The 19103-nt window shown below is 64.7% G+C and carries 14 protein-coding genes; all 14 read right to left on the bottom strand.

Annotated elements, in window-relative coordinates; translation table 11 throughout:
- Position 1 precedes the first annotated feature (1 nt).
- The 14 genes from rpsJ to ACSAGD_RS02440 all read right to left on the bottom strand — a co-directional run bounded on the left by rpsJ (position 2) and on the right by ACSAGD_RS02440 (position 19101).
- Positions 2 to 310, bottom strand: a complete 309-nt coding sequence (rpsJ, locus tag ACSAGD_RS02505; protein ID WP_098409068.1) for a 30S ribosomal protein S10 — start codon at positions 308 to 310, stop codon at positions 2 to 4.
- Positions 311 to 755: 445 nt separating this feature from the next.
- Complete coding sequence (locus ACSAGD_RS02500; RefSeq protein ID WP_437584151.1) at positions 756 to 971, bottom strand: antitoxin; 216 nt, start codon at positions 969 to 971, stop codon at positions 756 to 758.
- A 131-nt stretch (positions 972 to 1102) separates the two neighbouring features.
- Positions 1103 to 2296 (bottom strand): elongation factor Tu, encoded by a 1194-nt coding sequence (tuf, locus tag ACSAGD_RS02495; RefSeq protein ID WP_437584150.1) that lies wholly within the window; start codon positions 2294 to 2296, stop codon positions 1103 to 1105.
- Between the two features lie 137 nt (positions 2297 to 2433).
- Positions 2434 to 4548, bottom strand: a complete 2115-nt coding sequence (gene fusA / locus ACSAGD_RS02490; protein ID WP_437584149.1) for an elongation factor G — start codon at positions 4546 to 4548, stop codon at positions 2434 to 2436.
- A 75-nt stretch (positions 4549 to 4623) separates the two neighbouring features.
- Positions 4624 to 5094 (bottom strand): 30S ribosomal protein S7, encoded by a 471-nt coding sequence (gene rpsG, locus ACSAGD_RS02485; RefSeq protein WP_437584147.1) that lies wholly within the window; start codon positions 5092 to 5094, stop codon positions 4624 to 4626.
- Complete coding sequence (gene rpsL, locus ACSAGD_RS02480; RefSeq protein WP_098409073.1) at positions 5094 to 5468, bottom strand: 30S ribosomal protein S12; 375 nt, start codon at positions 5466 to 5468, stop codon at positions 5094 to 5096. The genes rpsG and rpsL overlap by 1 nt, the downstream gene beginning before the upstream one ends.
- A 304-nt stretch (positions 5469 to 5772) precedes the next feature.
- A complete protein-coding gene (locus ACSAGD_RS02475; RefSeq protein WP_437584146.1) occupies positions 5773 to 7227 on the bottom strand; it encodes a hypothetical protein in 1455 nt (484 codons plus the stop codon).
- 78 nt (positions 7228 to 7305) lie between these two features.
- Positions 7306 to 7947, bottom strand: coding sequence for a spermidine/putrescine ABC transporter substrate-binding protein (locus ACSAGD_RS02470; protein ID WP_437584145.1), 642 nt, complete (start codon positions 7945 to 7947; stop codon positions 7306 to 7308).
- 31 nt (positions 7948 to 7978) lie between these two features.
- Entirely contained in the window at positions 7979 to 8491 is a 513-nt protein-coding gene (locus ACSAGD_RS02465) for a hypothetical protein (protein ID WP_437584144.1), read from the bottom strand.
- Positions 8478 to 9095: an FHA domain-containing protein gene (locus ACSAGD_RS02460; protein ID WP_437584143.1), complete on the bottom strand. Its 618-nt coding sequence runs from the start codon at positions 9093 to 9095 to the stop codon at positions 8478 to 8480. The genes ACSAGD_RS02465 and ACSAGD_RS02460 overlap by 14 nt, the downstream gene beginning before the upstream one ends.
- Entirely contained in the window at positions 9088 to 11547 is a 2460-nt protein-coding gene (locus ACSAGD_RS02455) for a transglutaminaseTgpA domain-containing protein (RefSeq protein WP_437584142.1), read from the bottom strand. Before ACSAGD_RS02455 ends, ACSAGD_RS02460 begins: the two co-directional genes overlap by 8 nt.
- The gene (locus ACSAGD_RS02450) at positions 11544 to 12827 is read right to left on the bottom strand and encodes a DUF58 domain-containing protein (RefSeq protein ID WP_437584141.1); all 1284 of its coding nucleotides are present in this window, start codon (positions 12825 to 12827) and stop codon (positions 11544 to 11546) included. The genes ACSAGD_RS02455 and ACSAGD_RS02450 overlap by 4 nt, the downstream gene beginning before the upstream one ends.
- The gene (locus tag ACSAGD_RS02445; RefSeq protein ID WP_437585091.1) at positions 12824 to 13786 is read right to left on the bottom strand and encodes an AAA family ATPase; all 963 of its coding nucleotides are present in this window, start codon (positions 13784 to 13786) and stop codon (positions 12824 to 12826) included. The genes ACSAGD_RS02450 and ACSAGD_RS02445 overlap by 4 nt, the downstream gene beginning before the upstream one ends.
- A gap of 47 nt (positions 13787 to 13833) precedes the next feature.
- Positions 13834 to 19101, bottom strand: a complete 5268-nt coding sequence (locus tag ACSAGD_RS02440; RefSeq protein ID WP_437584140.1) for an Ig-like domain-containing protein — start codon at positions 19099 to 19101, stop codon at positions 13834 to 13836.
- Positions 19102 to 19103 lie beyond the last annotated feature (2 nt).

Genomic DNA, 19103 nt, shown 5'->3' with positions numbered 1-19103 from the left:
CTTAGAGCTTGATCTCGATGTTGACGTCGGCCGGAAGGTCGAGGCGCATAAGCGAGTCAACGGCCTTCGGAGTCGGGTCGACGATGTCGATCAACCGCTTGTGGGTACGCATCTCGAAGTGCTCGCGGCTGTCCTTGTACTTGTGAGGGGAACGGATGACACACACCACGTTCTTCTCTGTCGGAAGCGGCACGGGGCCGACGACCTGTGCACCCGCGCGGGTGACAGTGTCGACGATCTTGCGCGCCGAGGTGTCGATGACCTCATGGTCATACGACTTAAGTCGAATGCGGATCTTCTGTCCCGCCATTTGTGACTCACTCTCTGTCTTGCGTCTTACGAATGGATATCGCATAGGACGCTCTTCTTGGCGCACCGTCGAGTTGCCCCGCCGGTGCTGGCACTACTTCACGTACCACTGTTCTTCTGTCAAGCTCGCTCACCCTTCACGGCTTCCGGCCCCGGCTTGCGGGCACACGGATGCGCCGTGAAATATGTGGGTGATTAAGTCGATGTTCTGCTGCCCGCGGCCTAGACATCTCAATCGGTCTATGCACTGCCTGGCAGTGATTCGGAAGGCACGCCACAAGACGGCTCCGAAATTTGGAACTAGTTGAGTTTGCCAGAAATTGCGGCGTCATGCAACCCGGGCGTGTCGCGATTCGGGAGGCAGGAACAGTGGATGCTGAACGCGATGTTCCGCGGACACACAGACGGCGGAGCTGCTCCGCGCAGCCCCGCCGTCTGAACAGGCTCTATTCGTCGCCGATCTTCTTGTCGGCGGCATCCCTCGCCCCTGAGATCTTGTCTGTGAACTTGCCCCCAGTTACCGAGTCCGCGGTTTCCGAAGCCTTGTCGAGGACGGAATCGCTGATGCCCTCCGCCTTCTCCGAGTGAAGCGCGTCATCGATCTTGTCCTTGTTCTGCTCGTAGAGTTCTTTGCCCTTGTTCAGCATGTCGTCGAATCCCACAGTGTCCTCCTTGAATCACGGACTGCTTGTCCCCAGTGTGTACCGGAGACGCTTTCTCCGACAAGACCCGTGGGATGCCGAAAGGGGCCGGACCCGAAGGCCCGACCCCTTTCGAGATCTGCAGTCAGTGACTACTTGTTGATCTTGGTGACGGTACCGGCACCAACGGTGCGGCCACCCTCACGGATAGCGAAGCCGAGGCCCTCTTCCATAGCGATCGGCTGGATGAGCTCGACCGACATGTCCGTGGTGTCGCCAGGCATGACCATCTCGGTGCCCTCGGGCAGCGAGATGACGCCGGTGACGTCCGTGGTACGGAAGTAGAACTGCGGACGGTAGTTCGTGTAGAAGGGGTTGTGACGGCCACCCTCGTCCTTCGAGAGGATGTAGGCAGTGCCCTCGAAGTTAGTGTGCGGCGTCACGGAGCCCGGCTTCACGACAACCTGGCCACGCTCGACGTCCTCGCGCTTGGTACCGCGAAGGAGCAGACCACAGTTCTCGCCGGCCCACGCCTCGTCGAGCTGCTTGTGGAACATCTCGATACCAGTGACCGTGGTCTTCTGCGTCGGGCGGATGCCGACGATCTCGACCTCGGAGTTGATGCCGAGGGTACCGCGCTCGGCGCGGCCGGTGACGACGGTTCCACGACCGGTGATCGTGAAGACGTCCTCGATCGGCATAAGGAACGGCTTGTCCTTGTCACGCACGGGGTCGGGGATGTTCTCGTCGACGGCCTCCATGAGGTCGACGATGGCCTGCTCCCACTTCTCGTCACCCTCGAGGGCCTTGAGAGCGGAAACCTTGATGACCGGAGCGTTGTCGCCGTCGAAGTCCTGGCTCGAGAGGAGCTCGCGGACCTCGAGCTCAACGAGCTCCATGATCTCTTCGTCGTCAACCATGTCGGACTTGTTCAGAGCCACGACGAGGTAGGGAACACCGACCTGCTTCGCGAGCAGAACGTGCTCACGGGTCTGGGCCATCGGACCGTCAGTGGCGGCGACAACGAGGATCGCGCCGTCCATCTGAGCGGCACCGGTGATCATGTTCTTGACGTAGTCGGCGTGACCCGGGGCGTCAACGTGTGCGTAGTGACGCTTCGGGGTCTCGTACTCGACGTGCGAGATGTTGATCGTGATGCCGCGCTGGCGCTCTTCCGGTGCCGAGTCGATGCTCGCGAAGTCACGCTGAACGTTGACGTCGGACGGGTACTTGAGCGACAGAACGTGCGAGATCGCCGCGGTAAGAGTGGTCTTACCGTGGTCGACGTGACCGATCGTTCCGATGTTTACGTGCGGCTTGGTCCGCTCGAACTTGGCCTTAGCCACTGTGGTCCTCCTCAGGACTCTCATGTAGATAGCGGGCGCTGGTTTGCGACCGGTTCTCTACGGGGATTTGTGTACTTATGTTACTAGCTGACGACCGTGCAACCTACCAGAAAACTGGCAGCCCCTCGGCCGAAGGGCTATTCGCCCTTTGCCTTCTGGATGATCTCGTCGGCAACCGCCTTCGGGACCTCGGCATACGTCTCGAACTGCATCGAGTAGACGGCACGACCCGAGGTCTTCGACCGAAGGTCACCGACGTAACCGAACATCTCCGAGAGGGGAACGTTGGCGCGGATCACCTTCACACCCGACGCATCCTCCATCGACTGGATCATGCCGCGGCGAGAGTTGAGATCGCCGATGACATCACCCATGTACTCCTCAGGAGTACGGACCTCAACGGCCATGAGCGGCTCAAGGAGAACCGGGCTGGCCTTGGGGAGGGCTTCCTTCATACCCATCGAACCGGCGATCTTGAACGCCATCTCCGACGAGTCGACATCGTGAGCAGCACCGTCGAGCAGCGTCGCCTTGACGCCGACCATCGGGTAGCCCGCGAGCACGCCAACCTGAAGCGCGTCCTGGAACCCGGCATCGACCGACGGGATGTACTCGCGCGGAACGCGACCACCGGTCACCTTGTTCTCGAACTCGTAGATCTTGTCACCCTCGACCTCGAGAGGCTCGAGAGCGAACTGGATCTTCGCGAACTGACCGGAACCACCGGTCTGCTTCTTGTGCGTGTAGTCGTGACGCGCGACTGCCTTGCGGATGGTCTCGCGGAAGGCAACCTGCGGCTTACCGACGTTGGCCTCGACGCGGAACTCGCGCTTCATGCGGTCGACGAGGATGTCCAGGTGGAGCTCGCCCATGCCCTTGATGACGGTCTGGCCCGTCTCGACGTTGAGCTCGACGCGGAACGTCGGGTCCTCTTCGGCGAGCTTCTGGATAGCCGTCGAGAGCTTCTCCTGGTCAGCCTTGGTCTTCGGCTCGATCGCGACCTCGATCACGGGCTCCGGGAAGGTCATCGACTCCAGGACCACGGGCTCAGCCGGGTCGCAGAGCGTGTCACCGGTCGTGGTGTCCTTGAGGCCGATGACCGCGTAGATGTGGCCAGCGGTCACAGCGTCGACCGGATTCTCCTTGTTGGCGTGCATCTGGAAGATCTTCCCGATGCGCTCCTTCTTCTGCTTCGTCGAGTTGACGATCTGAGCACCGCTGTCGAGCTTGCCCGAGTAGACGCGGACGTACGTGAGACGACCGAAGAAGGGGTGGACCGCAACCTTGAACGCGAGAGCTGAGAACGGCTCGTCGCGGTCGGGGTGGCGGAGGATGACCTTCTCGGCATCGCGCGGGTCGTGGCCCTCGATGGCGGGGACGTCGAACGGCGACGGCAGGTAGTCGATGACGGCATCCAGCATCGGCTGCACACCGCGGTTCTTGAATGCAGAACCGCAGAGAACCGGGTAGATGTCGCTGTTGACGGTGAGCTTGCGGATCGCGCCCTTGATCTCGTCGGTCGTGAGCTCCTCACCGGAGAAGTACTTCTCCATGAGCTCGTCGCTGGTCTCTGCGACGGTCTCGAGAAGCTCGGTGCGGTACTGCTCGACCTTGTCGACCAGGTTGGCCGGGATCTCCTGGACCTCGAACTTGGCGCCCATGGTGACGTCACCCTTCGAGTCGCCGGGCCACACGAGGGCACGCTTCTCGATCAGGTCGACGACGCCGACGAAGTCGCTCTCAGCGCCGATCGGGAGCTGCAGCACGAGCGGCTTGGCGCCGAGGCGGCTCTTGATGGTCTCGACCGTGTAGTAGAAGTCAGCGCCGAGCTTGTCCATCTTGTTGACGAAGCAGATGCGCGGAACGTCGTACTTGTCGGCCTGACGCCAGACGGTCTCGGACTGGGGCTCGACGCCCTCCTTGCCGTCGAAGACGGCAACGGCGCCGTCGAGCACGCGGAGCGAACGCTCCACCTCGACGGTGAAGTCGACGTGACCGGGGGTGTCGATGATGTTGATCTGGTTGTTGTTCCAGAAGCACGTCACAGCAGCGGACGTGATCGTGATGCCACGCTCCTGCTCCTGCTCCATCCAGTCGGTGGTCGCGCCACCGTCGTGGGTCTCACCGAGCTTGTGGTTGACGCCCGTGTAGAACAGGATGCGCTCAGTGGTAGTGGTCTTACCGGCATCGATGTGAGCCATGATGCCGATGTTGCGAACCTTCTTCAGGTCAGTGAGCACGTCTTGTGCCACGGGATTCCTCCGAAAAGTAAGAATGAAGTGTGTCGGAGGTGATGTCCCGCACGGGTGCGGGACATCACCAGCCTGCTACCAGCGGTAGTGGGCGAATGCGCGGTTCGACTCAGCCATCTTGTGCGTGTCTTCACGACGCTTGACAGCGGCGCCGAGACCGTTCGATGCGTCGAGGATCTCGTTGGTGAGACGCTCGGTCATCGTCTTCTCGCGGCGGCCCTTCGCGTAGCTGACAAGCCAGCGGAGGGCGAGCGTGTTGGCGCGGTGAGGCTTGACCTCGACCGGCACCTGGTAGGTCGAGCCACCGACGCGACGGCTCTTGACCTCGATGGACGGACGGACGTTGTCGAGCGCCTTCTTCAGGGTCACGACGGCGTCCTGGCCGCTCTTTGCCGCGACACCCTCGAGGGCGCCGTAGACGATGCGCTCAGCGAGCGACTTCTTGCCGTCGACAAGGATCTTGTTGACGAGCTGGCTGACAACAGGAGCGCCGTAGACGGGGTCAGCAACGACGGGGCGCTTGGGTGCGGGTCCCTTACGTGGCATTACTTCTTCTCCATCTTCGCGCCGTAGTGGCTGCGTCCCTGCTTGCGGTTCTTCACGGCCTGGGTGTCGAGCGCACCGCGAACGATGCGGTAGCGAACACCGGGAAGGTCCTTCACACGACCTCCGCGGACGAGCACCATCGAGTGCTCCTGAAGGTTGTGACCCTCACCCGGGATGTACGCGGTGACCTCGGTGCCGTTCGAGAGCTTCACACGGGCCACCTTGCGCATGGCCGAGTTCGGCTTCTTCGGGGTCGTGGTGTAGACACGCGTGCACACGCCACGCTGCTGGGGGTTGGCCTTAAGGGCGGGAGCCTTAGTCTTTGCAGACTTCGACTTGCGTCCCTTGCGGACCAACTGCTGAATAGTTGGCACTGCTTCTCCTCATGATGCTGCACGGTGACAGCGATTCTGTGATGGTGAGGCTCTCACCGAGGTGAGAGCCACCACGATCCGCCAGCGCCCTCGCGAGGCGCTCTTCTCGGCGGATATGCCGTGGGGGCCGTTCCATTGGGGATCCGGCCCAGGATCGTGCGTGCCCGCGTAGCCGAACCGCGCGCAGGCACGGTTCAAGCGCACGACAATGCGCACACCTGATCAATGATACGGGCACGCGCGTAAGCGGTCAAATAGCACAGGCCCGGCGAAAACCGGGCCTGTGCTACGGAAGGTTGCGAAGTCAGTAGGTCGAATCGTCGCCGTCCCACTCGAACGTCGCCTTGCCGTCCTTGTCGAATGTCACGTAGCCGTCGACGTTGAACGGAAGCGTTCCCGCCTGGAGACCGACGTGGGTCTGCTTCTTGCCATCGACCGTGATGGTGCAGTCGAGGGCGAACTCGCCGTCGCTGTCGGTAGTGACAGGCCAACCGGAGCCGTCGAACTCCTCGAGCGTGAACTCGGGCAGCGGGTCGAACGTCCACACGATGTCCTCGACCTTGTCGATTCCGTCATCGTTCGCGAAGTTCGGGCATCCGTCCGGATTGAGCTCAGTCGATGCCTCGCACTCGTCGAGGAACTTCGAGATGGCGTCCTCCGCGGCCTTCTTGCCGTCGCTGGACAGGCCGACCGTGAGCTCTGCACCCTCCTCGCTGTCGCTGCTTTCGCTGTCGCTGCTGGAGCCCGCGAAGCCGAGCACGGCAGCGGTGATCTTCTTGGCTTCGAAGTTCTTCTGGTCGCCCGCGAGGCCCACCGAGTACGTACCGGGAAGCGCGCGGAGCGTGACGGTGTCGCCGAGCGAGTCCTGGGGAACCTTCGTGCCGGAAACCGCGACGGGCGTCGATGTCGGTCCGTTCATGGAGAAGGTGACCTCCCCCAGCTCCGGTGCGTCGAGCTTCCAGACGTCGAAGAGTACGAGGTCCTTGCCGGTCTTCGTCAGCGTGAAGTCCTGCTCGAACTTCTCGCCGCCCTGCGAGATGGATGCCGTGACGGTGGCCGAGTCTCCGCTGACCTCCGTCGACGTGATCGAGTACGACGAGACGCGGTCGTCTGCGGCTTTGTAAGCGTCATCGGTCAGCAGGATGTCGCTCTTCTCCGCCTTGATGCCGGCAGCGGCGAGCGCATCCTTCGCTTTGCCCTCCTTGAGGAGGTCGAGGAACGCTGTGACCTGCTTGTCCGGGGCGTGCATGCTGTTGCCGATCGAGACCCCGACGATGCCGGCGACGATGACCAGCAGGACGACCGCCCCTCCGGCGATCCAGCCAACCATGGATTTTTTCTTGGCGGGACTCTGCGGAGGCGCGCCGGCGCCAGCGGGGTAGGCCGCACTCTGAGACGGCGGGTAAACCTGCGTCTGCTGGCTGTTCGCGGCATCCGGCTGCTGACCATACGGCTGAGTCGGCTGCTGCCCCGTGGGCTGATTGTCAGGAGTCTGCGGGTACGGGCTTCCAGCGCCCGACTGCTGAGGCTGCTGCTGACCGTAGGGCTGACCATACGGCTGCTGCGGTTGCTGAGGCTGCTGCGGTTGCTGAGGCTGCTGCTGACCATGCGGTTGCTGCCCATAAGGCTGGCCCTGCTGCGGCTGGCCGTAGGGCTGCTGGCCCTGGTTCTGACCGTACGGCTGCTGCGCCTGCGGCTGTTCGTTCTGCTGCTGCCAAGGATTCTTTGGCTGCTGTGGGTCGTTCGGCGGGTACGACATTTCTTCCCCCTCACCATGTGGAATGTGAGTAACAGTTTGTCGTGAACCGCGACGGTCGTCCAGGGGCAGAACTACCCGTCACCATCGGGTGGGCGGAGAATCCAGGCTTTCGGAGAGCGCGTCGAGCAGAGCATCCACCTGCGGTTCGATCACTGTGGCGATCGCCTCACGCGCTCGAAGGCGGTGCTGCTGCAGCGAGAGACAGACCAGACGCCCCGCGTGATCAGCGCATTCGTCGGCGAGCCTGATCTCGGTGCGGAGCGCCTGCTTCTCTTCCTCGCTGAGGTCGACGGGCCGCACGGACTCGGGCACATCGCCGTCCTGCGCGAGTTCGGACAGAGTGAAGAGGAAGGGCTCCCCCGGCACCGGGTCGGGGTCCACCTGCAGACCGTCGAACTCCGGTTCGAGGCCGACCTCGGGACGGTAGCTCTTCGATTTGCGATGCTCGACGTCTTCGAGCTCGCGGGCGAGCAACGGCAGATTCTGATCGGTGTACTCGTCGACGATGTCGTCGATGATCTTCTTCAGTCGGGTCGTCAGCGCGTGCTGAACGCCATGAGGAACGTCGTTGTCGATGCCGGCGGCGCGCAGGAAGGGCGACCCGAAGCAGCGTCGGCAGACGCGCGTGCGAACACGATGCGTCGCCGGCTTCCACCGCGGAAGCCATTCGATCCAGGAGTCGACAGCGGCGCCGACCTTCGCATCGAGGGTGCGCTCCATGTCTCAACCGTACTCTGACAACGGCGTGTCGTCACTTCTCCCAGGGCCAGAGCGGGCGTTTCGGCTCCGGTCCTCCTGCCGCGAGCACGATCGCGAAGAGCACGTGCATCACGAACGCGAGAACCCCGACAGCGAGAGAGTACGGACGCAGCAGCTCGTGCAGCGCGACCGAGAGGACGAGGTCGACGTCGCCGACCGCGAGCGCCTGGAACATGCCGCCGACGACGCAGTACGCGGCGAGCGCGGCCAGACCGGTCAGGATGCCGCCGACAAGCGGAACCCGCACGACGAGGTCGCCCTGCTCGCGTTCGCTCACGAGCCGCGCTGCGACCGCGACGAGGCGGAGGGCGACGATGATCACGGCGGTGCCCGACATCGTGGGGCCGAGCAGAAGGCTGGAGTCGGGCTCGTCGATGACGTCGGTGTCGGTCACGAGACTGATGACGCCGAACGATGCGACGATGAGCGCGAGATACAGCGCGACCGCGAATGCAGTGAGGGCGAGAGCCGTCAGCCTCGGATCGCGCGCCTCATTCGCATCCATCGCCGAGCCTCGCACGCAGCGTGGCGCGAGTGACGCCGAAGAGGATGCCTCCGCCGGCAGGGACCGGGGTGGGGGCCTCCGGCACGCAGACGGTCTCACGACCGTTCTCGTCGATGACGCGCGTTCCGTTGGTGGAATTGAGGTCGGTCACCCAGACGGCCCCGCGGGACCACTGAACGGCGGCGTGGGTCTTCGAGACGCTCCGGCCGAGGTCGGTGACGGAGACGAGCTCCGCATCGGGGTAGGCACTCTGCGCGCTCGGATCGCGGCCGATCAGCACGCCCTTCCTCAGCGGAACGTGCGCGCCGTCCTCGAACTCCAGGTCGAAGTCTGACGGGCCCTCCTCCGGAGGCGCCGTCTGCGGTCGCACCGGCACTGGCGGGGCGCCGGTCGCCGGGACGGTGTCGATGTCGGCCTCCATGCCGGGCGGGAGGCCGATGAAGGCGGGTCGCTCCGGAGTTCCCGCAGGAACAGCGGGCTGTGCGGCATCCGTCTCGCTCTCTTCAGGAAGCGGAACGGGCAGCGGCGGGCGCGGCGGGATCGGCACGCCCTTCCATGTCTCGGGCCCCTGTCCATTGCCGGGACCGACTGCGTCATCACTCACGCTTCCTCCTCGGTGCCCTGCTCCGACCGCGGTCGCGATCGGACCTGCGGACTCGGAATCTGCTCACCTGGCGACGCCACCAGCCTACCGTCTTCGATGCGTCGCGAGACTGGTCGGATGCTGTCGTCCACAGCGCTTCGATCTCGTCGTCCGGCGCGTCCGCACCCGAGAACACGGCGGCGTCTGCCCCGTGAGCGAGCTGCTGCAGGGTCGCCGTGCCGGCGGCATCCGTGTCTCTCTGCTCAGCGAGCGCCGTCGCGACCGTCAAGCGCGTCTGCGACGGAATCTGATAGCCGAGCTCGGCGTGCCGGTCGATCAGTTCGTCCCACGCACCCGACGCTCGCTGGTGCGGAGGCCCGGCGCGACGGCGTTTGACGCGCCTGCGCTTGATGAGGGCGATGATCGCCAGCGGCACGAGGTAGAGAAGCAGCAGGCCCGCGAGCACGCCGAGCGACACGATCGTCCACACCGGCAGCACGAATTCCTCGTCGTCGTCCTTGTCGGACTTGTCATCGATGTCGCTGTCGGTCAGCAGGTCGTCGGGGCGCTTCTCAGAGCGCGGAGGCTGCCGAACCTGCGGCTGCGGCTCGCTCTGCGGCTTAGGGTTCTGGTCCTGCGGGATCTCGGTCTCGTCGGGGGTCGGGAAGAACGGAACCCAGCCGATGCCCTCGAACGGAACCTCAACCCAGGCGGTGACGTCGTCCCCGGTGATGACGGTCGGCGAGCCCTCGAGCACATTCTTCGGCTCGAAGCCCATGACGACGCGCGCCGGGTAGCCCAGGCTGCGGGCCATGAGCGCCATCGCGGACGCGTACTGCTCCTGATCGCCGATCAGATTGGCGCGAGTGAAGAGCTCTTCCATGCGGTCGGCGCCGTGACCGGCGCGCGATGACGCGGCATCCGACTCGAGCCCATGACTCAGATAGCCGTTCGTAACGAGCGCCGTCTCGATGGCGCGCAGCTGCTCGATGGGGCTCTCCGCCGCACCCGAGTACTCCTTGGCCGCCGACACGACGACGTCCGGGATCTTCTCGACCGGCGGCATGCTCACCGGGGCGACCGGGGTGTCTTCGAGGGAGTCGTCGCCGGGCACGGCCTGGATGCCGCTGCGCAGCGAGTACGTCACATCGGAGTTCACGCCGTCGATCAGCACCGCGGAGCCGGTCGCCGCGTTGAATCGGAAGCCGGACGCTCGCTCGCGGTCGACGTGGTCGAGGTTCATCGTCTCGGGTACGCCGACCGTCGGCAGCCAGGGGCCGGAGTATCCGAGCACATCGACCGTGACGGAGCGCTGGTCGACGATCGTCGCGAGCGAGGCCTTCGGCAGATCGGAACTCGCGAGCTCGAAGATGCCGGAGCCGTCGGTCGCGAGGTCGGGGCCGGCGACATTCCAGAGGTGTCCGTCGTAGGTGTCCATGACCGCCAGACGCACGCGGTCTCCGGGGATGAGCCCGGTCACCGACATGAGGTCTGTGTCGTTGAGCGTCTTCGTGTATGAGCGGAAGCCCGAGAGCGGGCTCGCGAAGTCCTGCGGGTCGAACGGTGGCTGCACGAGGTCGCGCAGCACGAAGCGGCTCTGCGGGGCGGGGGTGAGAACGGATGCCGCGAGACCGCCGACCACGACGGCTGCGACCGTGACCGCGATCGTTCCGACGATGCGTGCGCGACGCAGACCGCTCTTCTCGGAGAGGCTGATGTTCTTGCCCTCGGGGCGTCGCCAGCCGAGCCACACGAGCGCGATGACGGCCACGGCGAGACCGCGCGCCGCCGGGAAGAACGGATCGACCGTGCCGAACACCACGGGCAGGGCGTATGCCACGAGCGGAATGAGCATGACGAGTGCGCAGCGCCACAGCGTGCGATAGCGCGCGGACAGCCAGCGGAAGGTGAGCACACCGCCCAGGAGCCCCAGCACGAGGGCGAACACGTACGGCAGCACCGAGACGTGCGGCGGGGCCCCGACGGGCGCGGCGAGCGTCAGCACGTCGGCCCAGCTGAACACCGCGCCGACCGCGAGATCGCGGATCGTCTCGAGTGTCGGAACGACGAACCACCGGGCCTCACCGGGCAGAGCGATCGCGCTCCCCAGGAGGAAGTACGCGATGAGCGCGGCCAGCACCGTGGTGATGGCGTTGAGGCGGAAGCGGTGGCTCAGCAGCGCGACGCCGAGACCGACGAGGAGACCGCCGACCGATGCCACGATGTTTCCGGGGCCGCTGAGCACGGGCATCCACCCGGCGAAGCCGATGAGGCACAGCAGTGCGAGCACGCTCGTATCGATCCACGCCTGAGCGCTCACCGTTCCCGGCGGAAGGTGCGGTTTTCGCGGCTTCGGCGTCCGCGCAGGCTTCGGCTGCTTCGCGGCATCCGTTCCCTTGGTCCCCTTCGGCGAGCGCGCTGCGGCTTGGGTCTGGCTCTTTCGCGTCTCACGCGCCTGTCGGCGTTCGCTCATTGGGCTCTCGCCATGATCTGCGGCAGGTCGGTCAGTGCCCCGACGGTGTACACCTGAAGGTCGGCGACGTTGCGCACGCCGGGCGGCTCGCCCTCGGCCACGCGCAGTGCGAGCACGTTGACCTCGGCGTTGAACAGTCGTTGGATGCTGCGGAAGTCCGCGGTCTGCATGTTCGACCCCGCGACGATCACGACGACGCTCGGAGAGGGCAGCCGCTTCATGGACTCCCGCGCGAAATCGCGTGCGGCCTGCTCGGTGTCGACGCCCTCGATGCGGCAGCAGTCGTCGAGGAAAGCCTGCGGGGTGTGCGTGCGCAGGCGCATCCCCTCGGTCACGACGCTGATCTGCGTACCGTCGCGGATCACCTGCGCCGCGATCGACGCGGAGACCGAGATCGCGAGCTCGAACTCATCGTCGCTCGCGTAGTATCGCCGGTTCGAGGTGTGCACCATGGTGAGCTGCGAACGTCGCGACTCCTCGAATTGCCGCACCATGAGCTGTCCGGTCCGCGCCGAGCTGCGCCAGTGGACGTAGCGCACGTCGTCCCCGCGCACGTAGTCGCGGAGGGCATGGAACGAGATGTCGTTGTTCGTGATCTTCTTGGTGACCTGCCCCTCGAGGTCGCGGACGAGACCCGCCGCCGTGGGGTGCAGACGGGTCACGCGCGGGTGCACGAAGAGCTCGATCGGGTCGGTCCAGTCGACGCTTCGGCGGAAGAGCCCGAGCCGGTCGCCGCGCACCGAGCGGGCGGGGCCCGCGATGATGACCGCGCGTTTCTCCGTGGGCACGGCGAAGAGCTCTTCGGATGCCGTCTGCGGAACGAGCGTCGGCACGTCGAAGACCGCGAGCCCCTCACCTACGGGCAGCTCGAACGTCGTCGCGAGCGAGGGACGCTTGGCCGTGTTGGTGACGATCATTTCGCCGACCGCGCGTTCTCCGACCGTGACGCGGTGCGGGTTGAGGCGCACCGAGACGTCGAACCGCGAACGCCCGATCGTGAACAGCGCGGCGATCACGAATGCGGCGACGAACGCCGCTCCGATGAACACGAACTCCGCCCACCCGGCGACGAACCCGATCGCGAGCAGCACGATGCCGACGCACGCGACGAGCCAGCCGGTCGTGCTGACCGTGGAGAAGACGGGGTGCACGGCTTTCGTGACCGGAACGATGAAAGTGGAGAGGCCGCGCCGGACCATCTGCGTCGTCGCAGCACGCACCCTCGTCGGCGACAGGCGCGTCGTCGATGAGGGTGTCTCGTGCTGGACGGTGTTGGTCATGCTGCGCGGTAAGCAGGGGGTGTGATTCCCATGAGGATGCGGCTGATCACCTGATTCGCGGTCACGCCGGCGAACTCCGACTCGGCGTCGATCACGAGGCGGTGCGCGAGAACGGGCTCGGCCAGCGTGTTGACGTCGTCGGGTGTGGCGTACGTGCGACCCTGGCTCAGCGCCCACACCTTGACGATGCGCGCGAGGGCGAGACCGCCGCGCATGCTCACACCGAGAGCGATGTCCTTGTCGTTGCGCGTCGCGGTGAGGATGTCAGTGATGTACTCCATGATCGAGCGGTCCACGTGGACCTGCGCGGCGAGAGCCATCATGGCGTTCACGGACTCCGCGTTGATGATCGCGTGCACACCTGCGGAACGCGTGCGGTTCGCGGCATCCATCAGCAGGTCGACGCTGGTCTCACGGTCAGGGTATCCGAGGGATGTCTTGATGAGGAACCGGTCCAGCTGCGCTTCGGGCAGCTTGTAGGTTCCGGACTGCTCGACGGGGTTCTGCGTCGCGATCACCATGAACGGGCTGCCGACCTTGTGCGTCTCTCCGTCGACGGTGACCAGTCCCTCCTCCATGACCTCGAGCAGGGCGCTCTGGGTCTTGGGAGAGGCGCGGTTGATCTCGTCGGCGAGCACGATCTGAGCGAAGATCGGGCCCTTGTGAAACTCGAAGACGTGCGTGGCCTGGTTGAAGATCGTGACACCGGTGACGTCGCTCGGCAGCAGGTCAGGGGTGAACTGGATGCGCGAGCTCTCGCCCTCGAGGGTGTTCGCGAGTGACTTCGCCAGAACTGTCTTGCCCGTTCCGGGGTAGTCCTCGAGCAGCACGTGTCCGCCGGTCAGCAGTGACGCGATGACAAGCCGGACGATGTCCTGCTTGCCGACGATCGCCTTGTCGACGTTGTCGACGAGGCTCGTGAAAGCGTCCTTGAACCAGTCCGCCTGCTCTTGCGTGATGCTCACTCGTGTCTCCTACAGCGATGTCGTCAATTTGAAAAAGTTGATCAGCCTGGGAAATCGTATCGATCACTGGTGATATCGACGCCGTTTCCGCTGATCTTCACGCGGATACCGCAATTCGCCAGCTGCGGCTGAACCCATGCAGGAGTCGTTTCACCGCCGGAAGCCCCCATCTTTACCTGGTATGGATTCGGAGCCACGTCATGCCAGCTGCCGTTATCGCAATACTGCGGGGTCACGGTATAGGTCTTCCCATCGAAGTCCTTCCACTCGAAACGAACCTGCCATGTGTTAGTGGCGCAATTGCCGTTCCAACACCGAGTTTTAGGCCCGTCCACGCCTTTGACAAGTGTGATGGTGGGCGGAGGCGGTGGCTCATTCTCAATGGTTGCATTTCCTGACTTTGCCCAGTCGCTGCAGAGGTTCCCGGGCGCGCAAGCGCGGACCCTGAAGTTGTATGTACCCGCACCGACTGACTTCGAGGTCGCCACTGTTGACGTGGAGTTCCCGGAGCCGCCCCCGCTGAACTCCCATTCGTAGTGGTCGACTTTACCGCCATCGTTCTTCGGTGCACTCCACTCGAGTTTGAATGCAGAGTTCGCGTACTTTTCCACGGCGGTGATACGAGGTCCTTGCGGCGCCGAAGGAGTGCCGTATGGCGTGACCGGACTCGAAGCTGGCGACAGCTGGCTCTCACCGACTCCGTTCGTCGCGCTCACTCGGAAGGTGTACGCCTGACCGTTCGTCGCCGCGAAGTCGCAAGGAACGCCAGGCGAGCACGCGGTGCTCTTCTTTCCATCGCTGCGCGTCACCGTATAGTGCGTGACGTCAGAGCCGTTATTCGCGGGGGTTCCCTGAATCGTGACAGTCGTCTTACCATCGCTGGCGGTTGCCTTAGGCGCTGGCGGCGCGTCCGGCACGTCCTTCACAACGACGGTGATGCGCGCGGAGGATCTGCGGTTCTTATCCCCCGTGGCATCCTCGATCGTGTAGACGATGCTGATCTCCTGGCTCTTGGCGGCCCCCGTCTTCACGGTCACCGTCGAGTCATCGTGGCTGACCTTCGCGTCACCGGAGTCGAGCTTCGCACTCACCACGGTGAGCGGCTCGTCCGGGAACGGGTTGAACGCACCCTTGAGCACGTCGATCGTGTAGCTCTTGCCCTTGCGCGCGTCGTCGTTCACATGGTCGACCGCGACAGGCGCCGGGCGCGTCGATGCGACCACGGTCACCTTCACCTGCCCATCGACGGTGAAGTCCTTGAACTTCAGTTTCACGCTCAGCGTCGCGGAGGTGCCAGGCGAGGTGCCGAACGGTGCCGACACCGACACCTTCGATCCGCGCAGGTTCGCATGGATTCCATTGTTCTGCCCCTGCAGGTCACTGAACGTGATTTGCTCCACCACGGCCGGGTTCGGGTGGGATGCCGCCTGCCGCAGATCGAACTCGACAGGGTCCTCCCCTGCCTCGACCGTGATAGACGGAGGCGTGAAGGTCGGAGCGATGTCTTCGAAGTTCGGATCGCCCACGGTGATCGGCAGCACGAGAATCTTCGTGCCCGTCGACGTGCCGTCCGTCACTTCAAAACTGATGGATGCCGGTCCCCGGTAGTCCTTCGCCGGCGTGAACGTCAGCGTCTTCTCGTCGACGAAGCTCGACTTTCCATTGCTCCGTGTCGCCGAGACCTTGTCGGCCTTCGTGATGGTGATGTCCTTGCCCGACGGCGAGTACGCGATGTCGTCGAGCTTCCACGTCTTCGTCGAGTTCATCTCGACGATCTGCTCGTCGAGATTCTCGTGCAGGCGCGGCGGCTGCCCGTCGGAGTATGGCGGCACGATGATGAACGCCGCGGTGCTGAGATCATCGGCCTCGTTCGTGAGCCGGAACGTGATCGCCATGCGCTCGTCTCCGAGCGTCACACGCACCTTTCCGTTCTCGAGGATCTTCGCCTGGTCGGCGTTCGGCCCCTGCAGCGTCGCCTTCAGGTCCGAGATTCGCCCGCCGGGGTTCGTCGCACCCTCGAAGACGTCGATATCGACAGTCTCCTCGCCGATGACCTCGTCCTGCTCGACGACCTGATCGATGGCGCCCGGCGGCTGCACACGCGCCTCCTTCGTGACGCGCACCATCACGTACGCCGAGTCGAAGCCGCCCTTCTCGTTGCGCACCGTGTACCGGAGCGCGAAGGTCATCTCCTCTTCGGGCGCTTCGACGACAATGTTCTCCCCGTCGACGGTCGCGGTCACGTCCTCCGGAACATCCTCGACCTTCTCGTCGAGCGTCATCGAGTACTGGTTCGGGTCCGAGTCGTTCTTCAGCACCGGCACCGAGGCGACGCGACCCGGTTGAACCTCGATCGAGTCGTCGACCGCCACCGGGTTCATCGCCTGCTCCGGCCGCGGAATCACGGCGATCTTGATCGTTCCCACGGCGGTCGCGCCCAGAACGTCCTTGATCTTGTACGTGAACGTGTCGGTGCCCATGTCGAGCGAGCCTGCCACGTAGGTGAAGCTCTGGCTCTTCTCGTTGCGCACTTCGCCGAGCAGCGGCGCACTCGCCATGCCGTCGTAGATCACGGAGTCCCCGTCAGGGTCGAGTCCGTCGAGCGGAATCTGAATGTCCACCGAGCTGCCCGCGAACACACGTGTGGTGAGGGTCTTGGCCGTGGGCGCCGCGTTGGTGTCGGGGTTCTTCGCGACCACGGTGAAGGTGACGGATGCCGTGGCCTTCTGCCCGAACTCATCGACGACCGTGTAGACCGCTGTGTAGACGCCCGCTTCCTCCGGCGCCTGATAGCGCACTCGGTCATCAGTGACGAACGCGAGCCCCTTCTCGGTGCCCTTCACGAGCTTCTGATCGAGAGTCATCGTCGCGTTGTCGGGGTGCAGGTCGTTGTCGAGCACGGGCACACTCGCGATGTCGCCCGCACGAACTTTCACCTGATCGTCTTCGGCGATCGGCGCCTGGTGTTTGGCGAGCGGCGGCACAGGAACCACCGTGACCGTCGTCGTAGCCTCGTTCTTGCCGTCGGACACCGTGTAGGTGAACTGCACCTGCTCGGTCACTGCGGCCGATGCCGTCACCCGGATGATGCTCTGCGACAGCAGCTCGATCGAGAGCTGCGCCGCGTCGCCCTCGGCGGAGATGGATTTCACCGCCAGAACGTCGCCCGACGGAGACACGTCATTCGTCAACACCGGGATGAGAGTCGGCTGCCCCGGACGCACGTATCCCGTGTCTCTCACGGCAACGGGTGCGAGAGAGGCATCCTTCTTCTCTGTCACATCGATGCGGATGAGACCGACGCTGTTCCGCTCCCCGGCGCTCAGCGAGTACTTGATGTAGTACGCGCCGGCCTTGCCTGCGGAGGCCGTGATCGTGCCACTGTCGCTGTCGACCGACACCGAGATCGCGCCCTGCAGCGCTTCGGCTCCGACGAGCTGCAGCTGCTCACCCGTCGGCGACAGGTCATTGTCCAGCGGGTGAATGTCGACGGCCTCGCCGACGAAGGTCTGCGCGAAGTCGGGCGTGCCCACGGGGTTCGACGAGCCAGCCGGCTTCACGTCGACACTGAACGACCCGGTCACGGACTCCCGGCCGTCCGACACCGTGAAGACGATGTCGCGCGGGCCGAGCTGCCCGGAGGTATGTGTCACGGTGACGCGACCGTCGGGGTTGAAGCGCACCCGGTCACCGGCATCCGACGCCGCCGACTCGAGGTAGATGTCGTCGCCGTCCGGATCTCGCCAGTCGGAGAGCGCGTCGTAGGTGATGGTCTGACCGGCGTCCACCGCCGTCGCACCGATGCGCATGGATTCGGGCGGCTCATTCTGGTCAGAGGGGCGGATGCTGACATTCACAGCGCCCTCGGCGACGCCGCCCGGCCGCCCGTCGCTCACCGTATACCGGAAGGAGAATGTACCGGCTTTCACATCCTCAGCGGGATTGAATTGGAGGGCTCGGCCGCCGTCGATGTACTCGAGTGACCCCCACTGGTCGGAGAAGCCCTTGATGTCGGTGATCGTGAGCACGTCGCCGTCGGGGTCGGTGTCATTCGCGAGAAGCGGCAGCACCGTGCTGCGGTCGGGCCGGACACCCAGCTTGTCGTCGTTCGCGATCGGCGGCCTGTTGAACTCCGTACGCTCGGCAATGGTGTCCTCGAAGGACTTCACCGACGACTTCTCGTCGCCCTCTTCGCCGTCTTCCTCCTCGGGCGGAGTGACGTCCTCCCAGTTGTGCACGAGCCGCATGTTGTCCGTCACGAGCCACGAGTCGCCGGTCTGCAGGTTGTTCAGCGCGATGACGTTCCGGTTGACGCGGAACACGAGCTCGGAACCCGTCGACGCGGGAACGACGTCTTCGCGCACGGTCGGCGCCGCACCGCACTTCGCGAGGTAACGACTGCCGCTCGCCCACGCCGCGTGCCAGCATCCGTCGAGCGCAACCGGCTCGGCGACGTCGTCGGGGTCGGTGGACGCAGCTTCGATCTTGGCGTCGACGGTCGTCACGTCGCCGCCGTCGAGCGGAACCGCCATGAGCGCATCCGCCCCGGCCACGAGCACGACATCGGACTCCGTGGACGCCATCTGCGCCTTGATACCCGTCTCGGGCAGGTCGATCGGATCATTGCCCGGAATGAGCACGTCGTTTCCGGCGGGAGAGAACAGCACCGGCGTCTCACCGACCGCCGTCAGCTGGTAATCGTCGCGCTTCGGTATCTGCTGCTCAGAGGGCTTGCTGCCATCTGCGGGGTATGAATAGAGGATGCCTTCGGTCACCGACGCCGCGAAGACCGTGCCGTCGTGCGACACCGTGATCGCGGCATCCGCACCGAGCTTCTGCAGCGGCTTGTTGTCGACGGTCGTGAAGTCGAGACCGCCCGAGACGTCGGTGATCCAGAGCGCCCCGCTGTCGGGCTCGAGCACCGCGAGCTTGCCGCCGCCGTACTCCAGCATCGCGCCAGGCGGAAGGTCCGCGCGGTGCCCGAGGGTCGTGTACGCCGGATCGATGGTCTCCACGGTCGACGAGACACGGTCGTGGAGCAGCGCGAGCTCGCCGTCCTGAAAGACGTCGATGTCGTTGGCGAGCGTCGCGACCGAGGCATCCAGCTCACCGATCTGCTTGTTGAGCCGCCCGGCGAGAAGCTCCTTGCCGTTCGTCACCCACACGTCTCGCGCATCGAGTTCGACGTCAGCGGCGGGGTACCCCGGATGCAGCACGGCGAAGGTTACGGGCACCGCAAGCACGAGCGAAGCGGCGACGACTGATGCCGTGACCTTGCGGCCACGAACCCAATTCGTCAGTCTCCCCACGC

The sequence above is a fragment of the Paramicrobacterium salitolerans genome, assembly GCF_051513965.1.
GTDB lineage: Bacteria > Actinomycetota > Actinomycetes > Actinomycetales > Microbacteriaceae > Paramicrobacterium.
This window is presented reverse-complemented; position numbering and strand designations above follow the sequence as displayed.

Bases quoted from the DNA above. Each gene is read 5' to 3' on its own strand.
- ACSAGD_RS02455 (WP_437584142.1), bottom strand. From the start codon at position 11,547: ATGAGCGAACGCCGACAGGCGCGTGAGACGCGAAAGAGCCAGACCCAA.
- ACSAGD_RS02475 (WP_437584146.1), bottom strand. From the start codon at position 7,227: ATGTCGTACCCGCCGAACGACCCACAGCAGCCAAAGAATCCTTGGCAG.
- ACSAGD_RS02470 (WP_437584145.1), bottom strand. From the start codon at position 7,947: ATGGAGCGCACCCTCGATGCGAAGGTCGGCGCCGCTGTCGACTCCTGG.
- rpsG (WP_437584147.1), bottom strand. From the start codon at position 5,094: ATGCCACGTAAGGGACCCGCACCCAAGCGCCCCGTCGTTGCTGACCCC.
- ACSAGD_RS02450 (WP_437584141.1), bottom strand. From the start codon at position 12,827: ATGACCAACACCGTCCAGCACGAGACACCCTCATCGACGACGCGCCTG.
- ACSAGD_RS02465 (WP_437584144.1), bottom strand. From the start codon at position 8,491: ATGGATGCGAATGAGGCGCGCGATCCGAGGCTGACGGCTCTCGCCCTC.
- rpsJ (WP_098409068.1), bottom strand. From the start codon at position 310: ATGGCGGGACAGAAGATCCGCATTCGACTTAAGTCGTATGACCATGAG.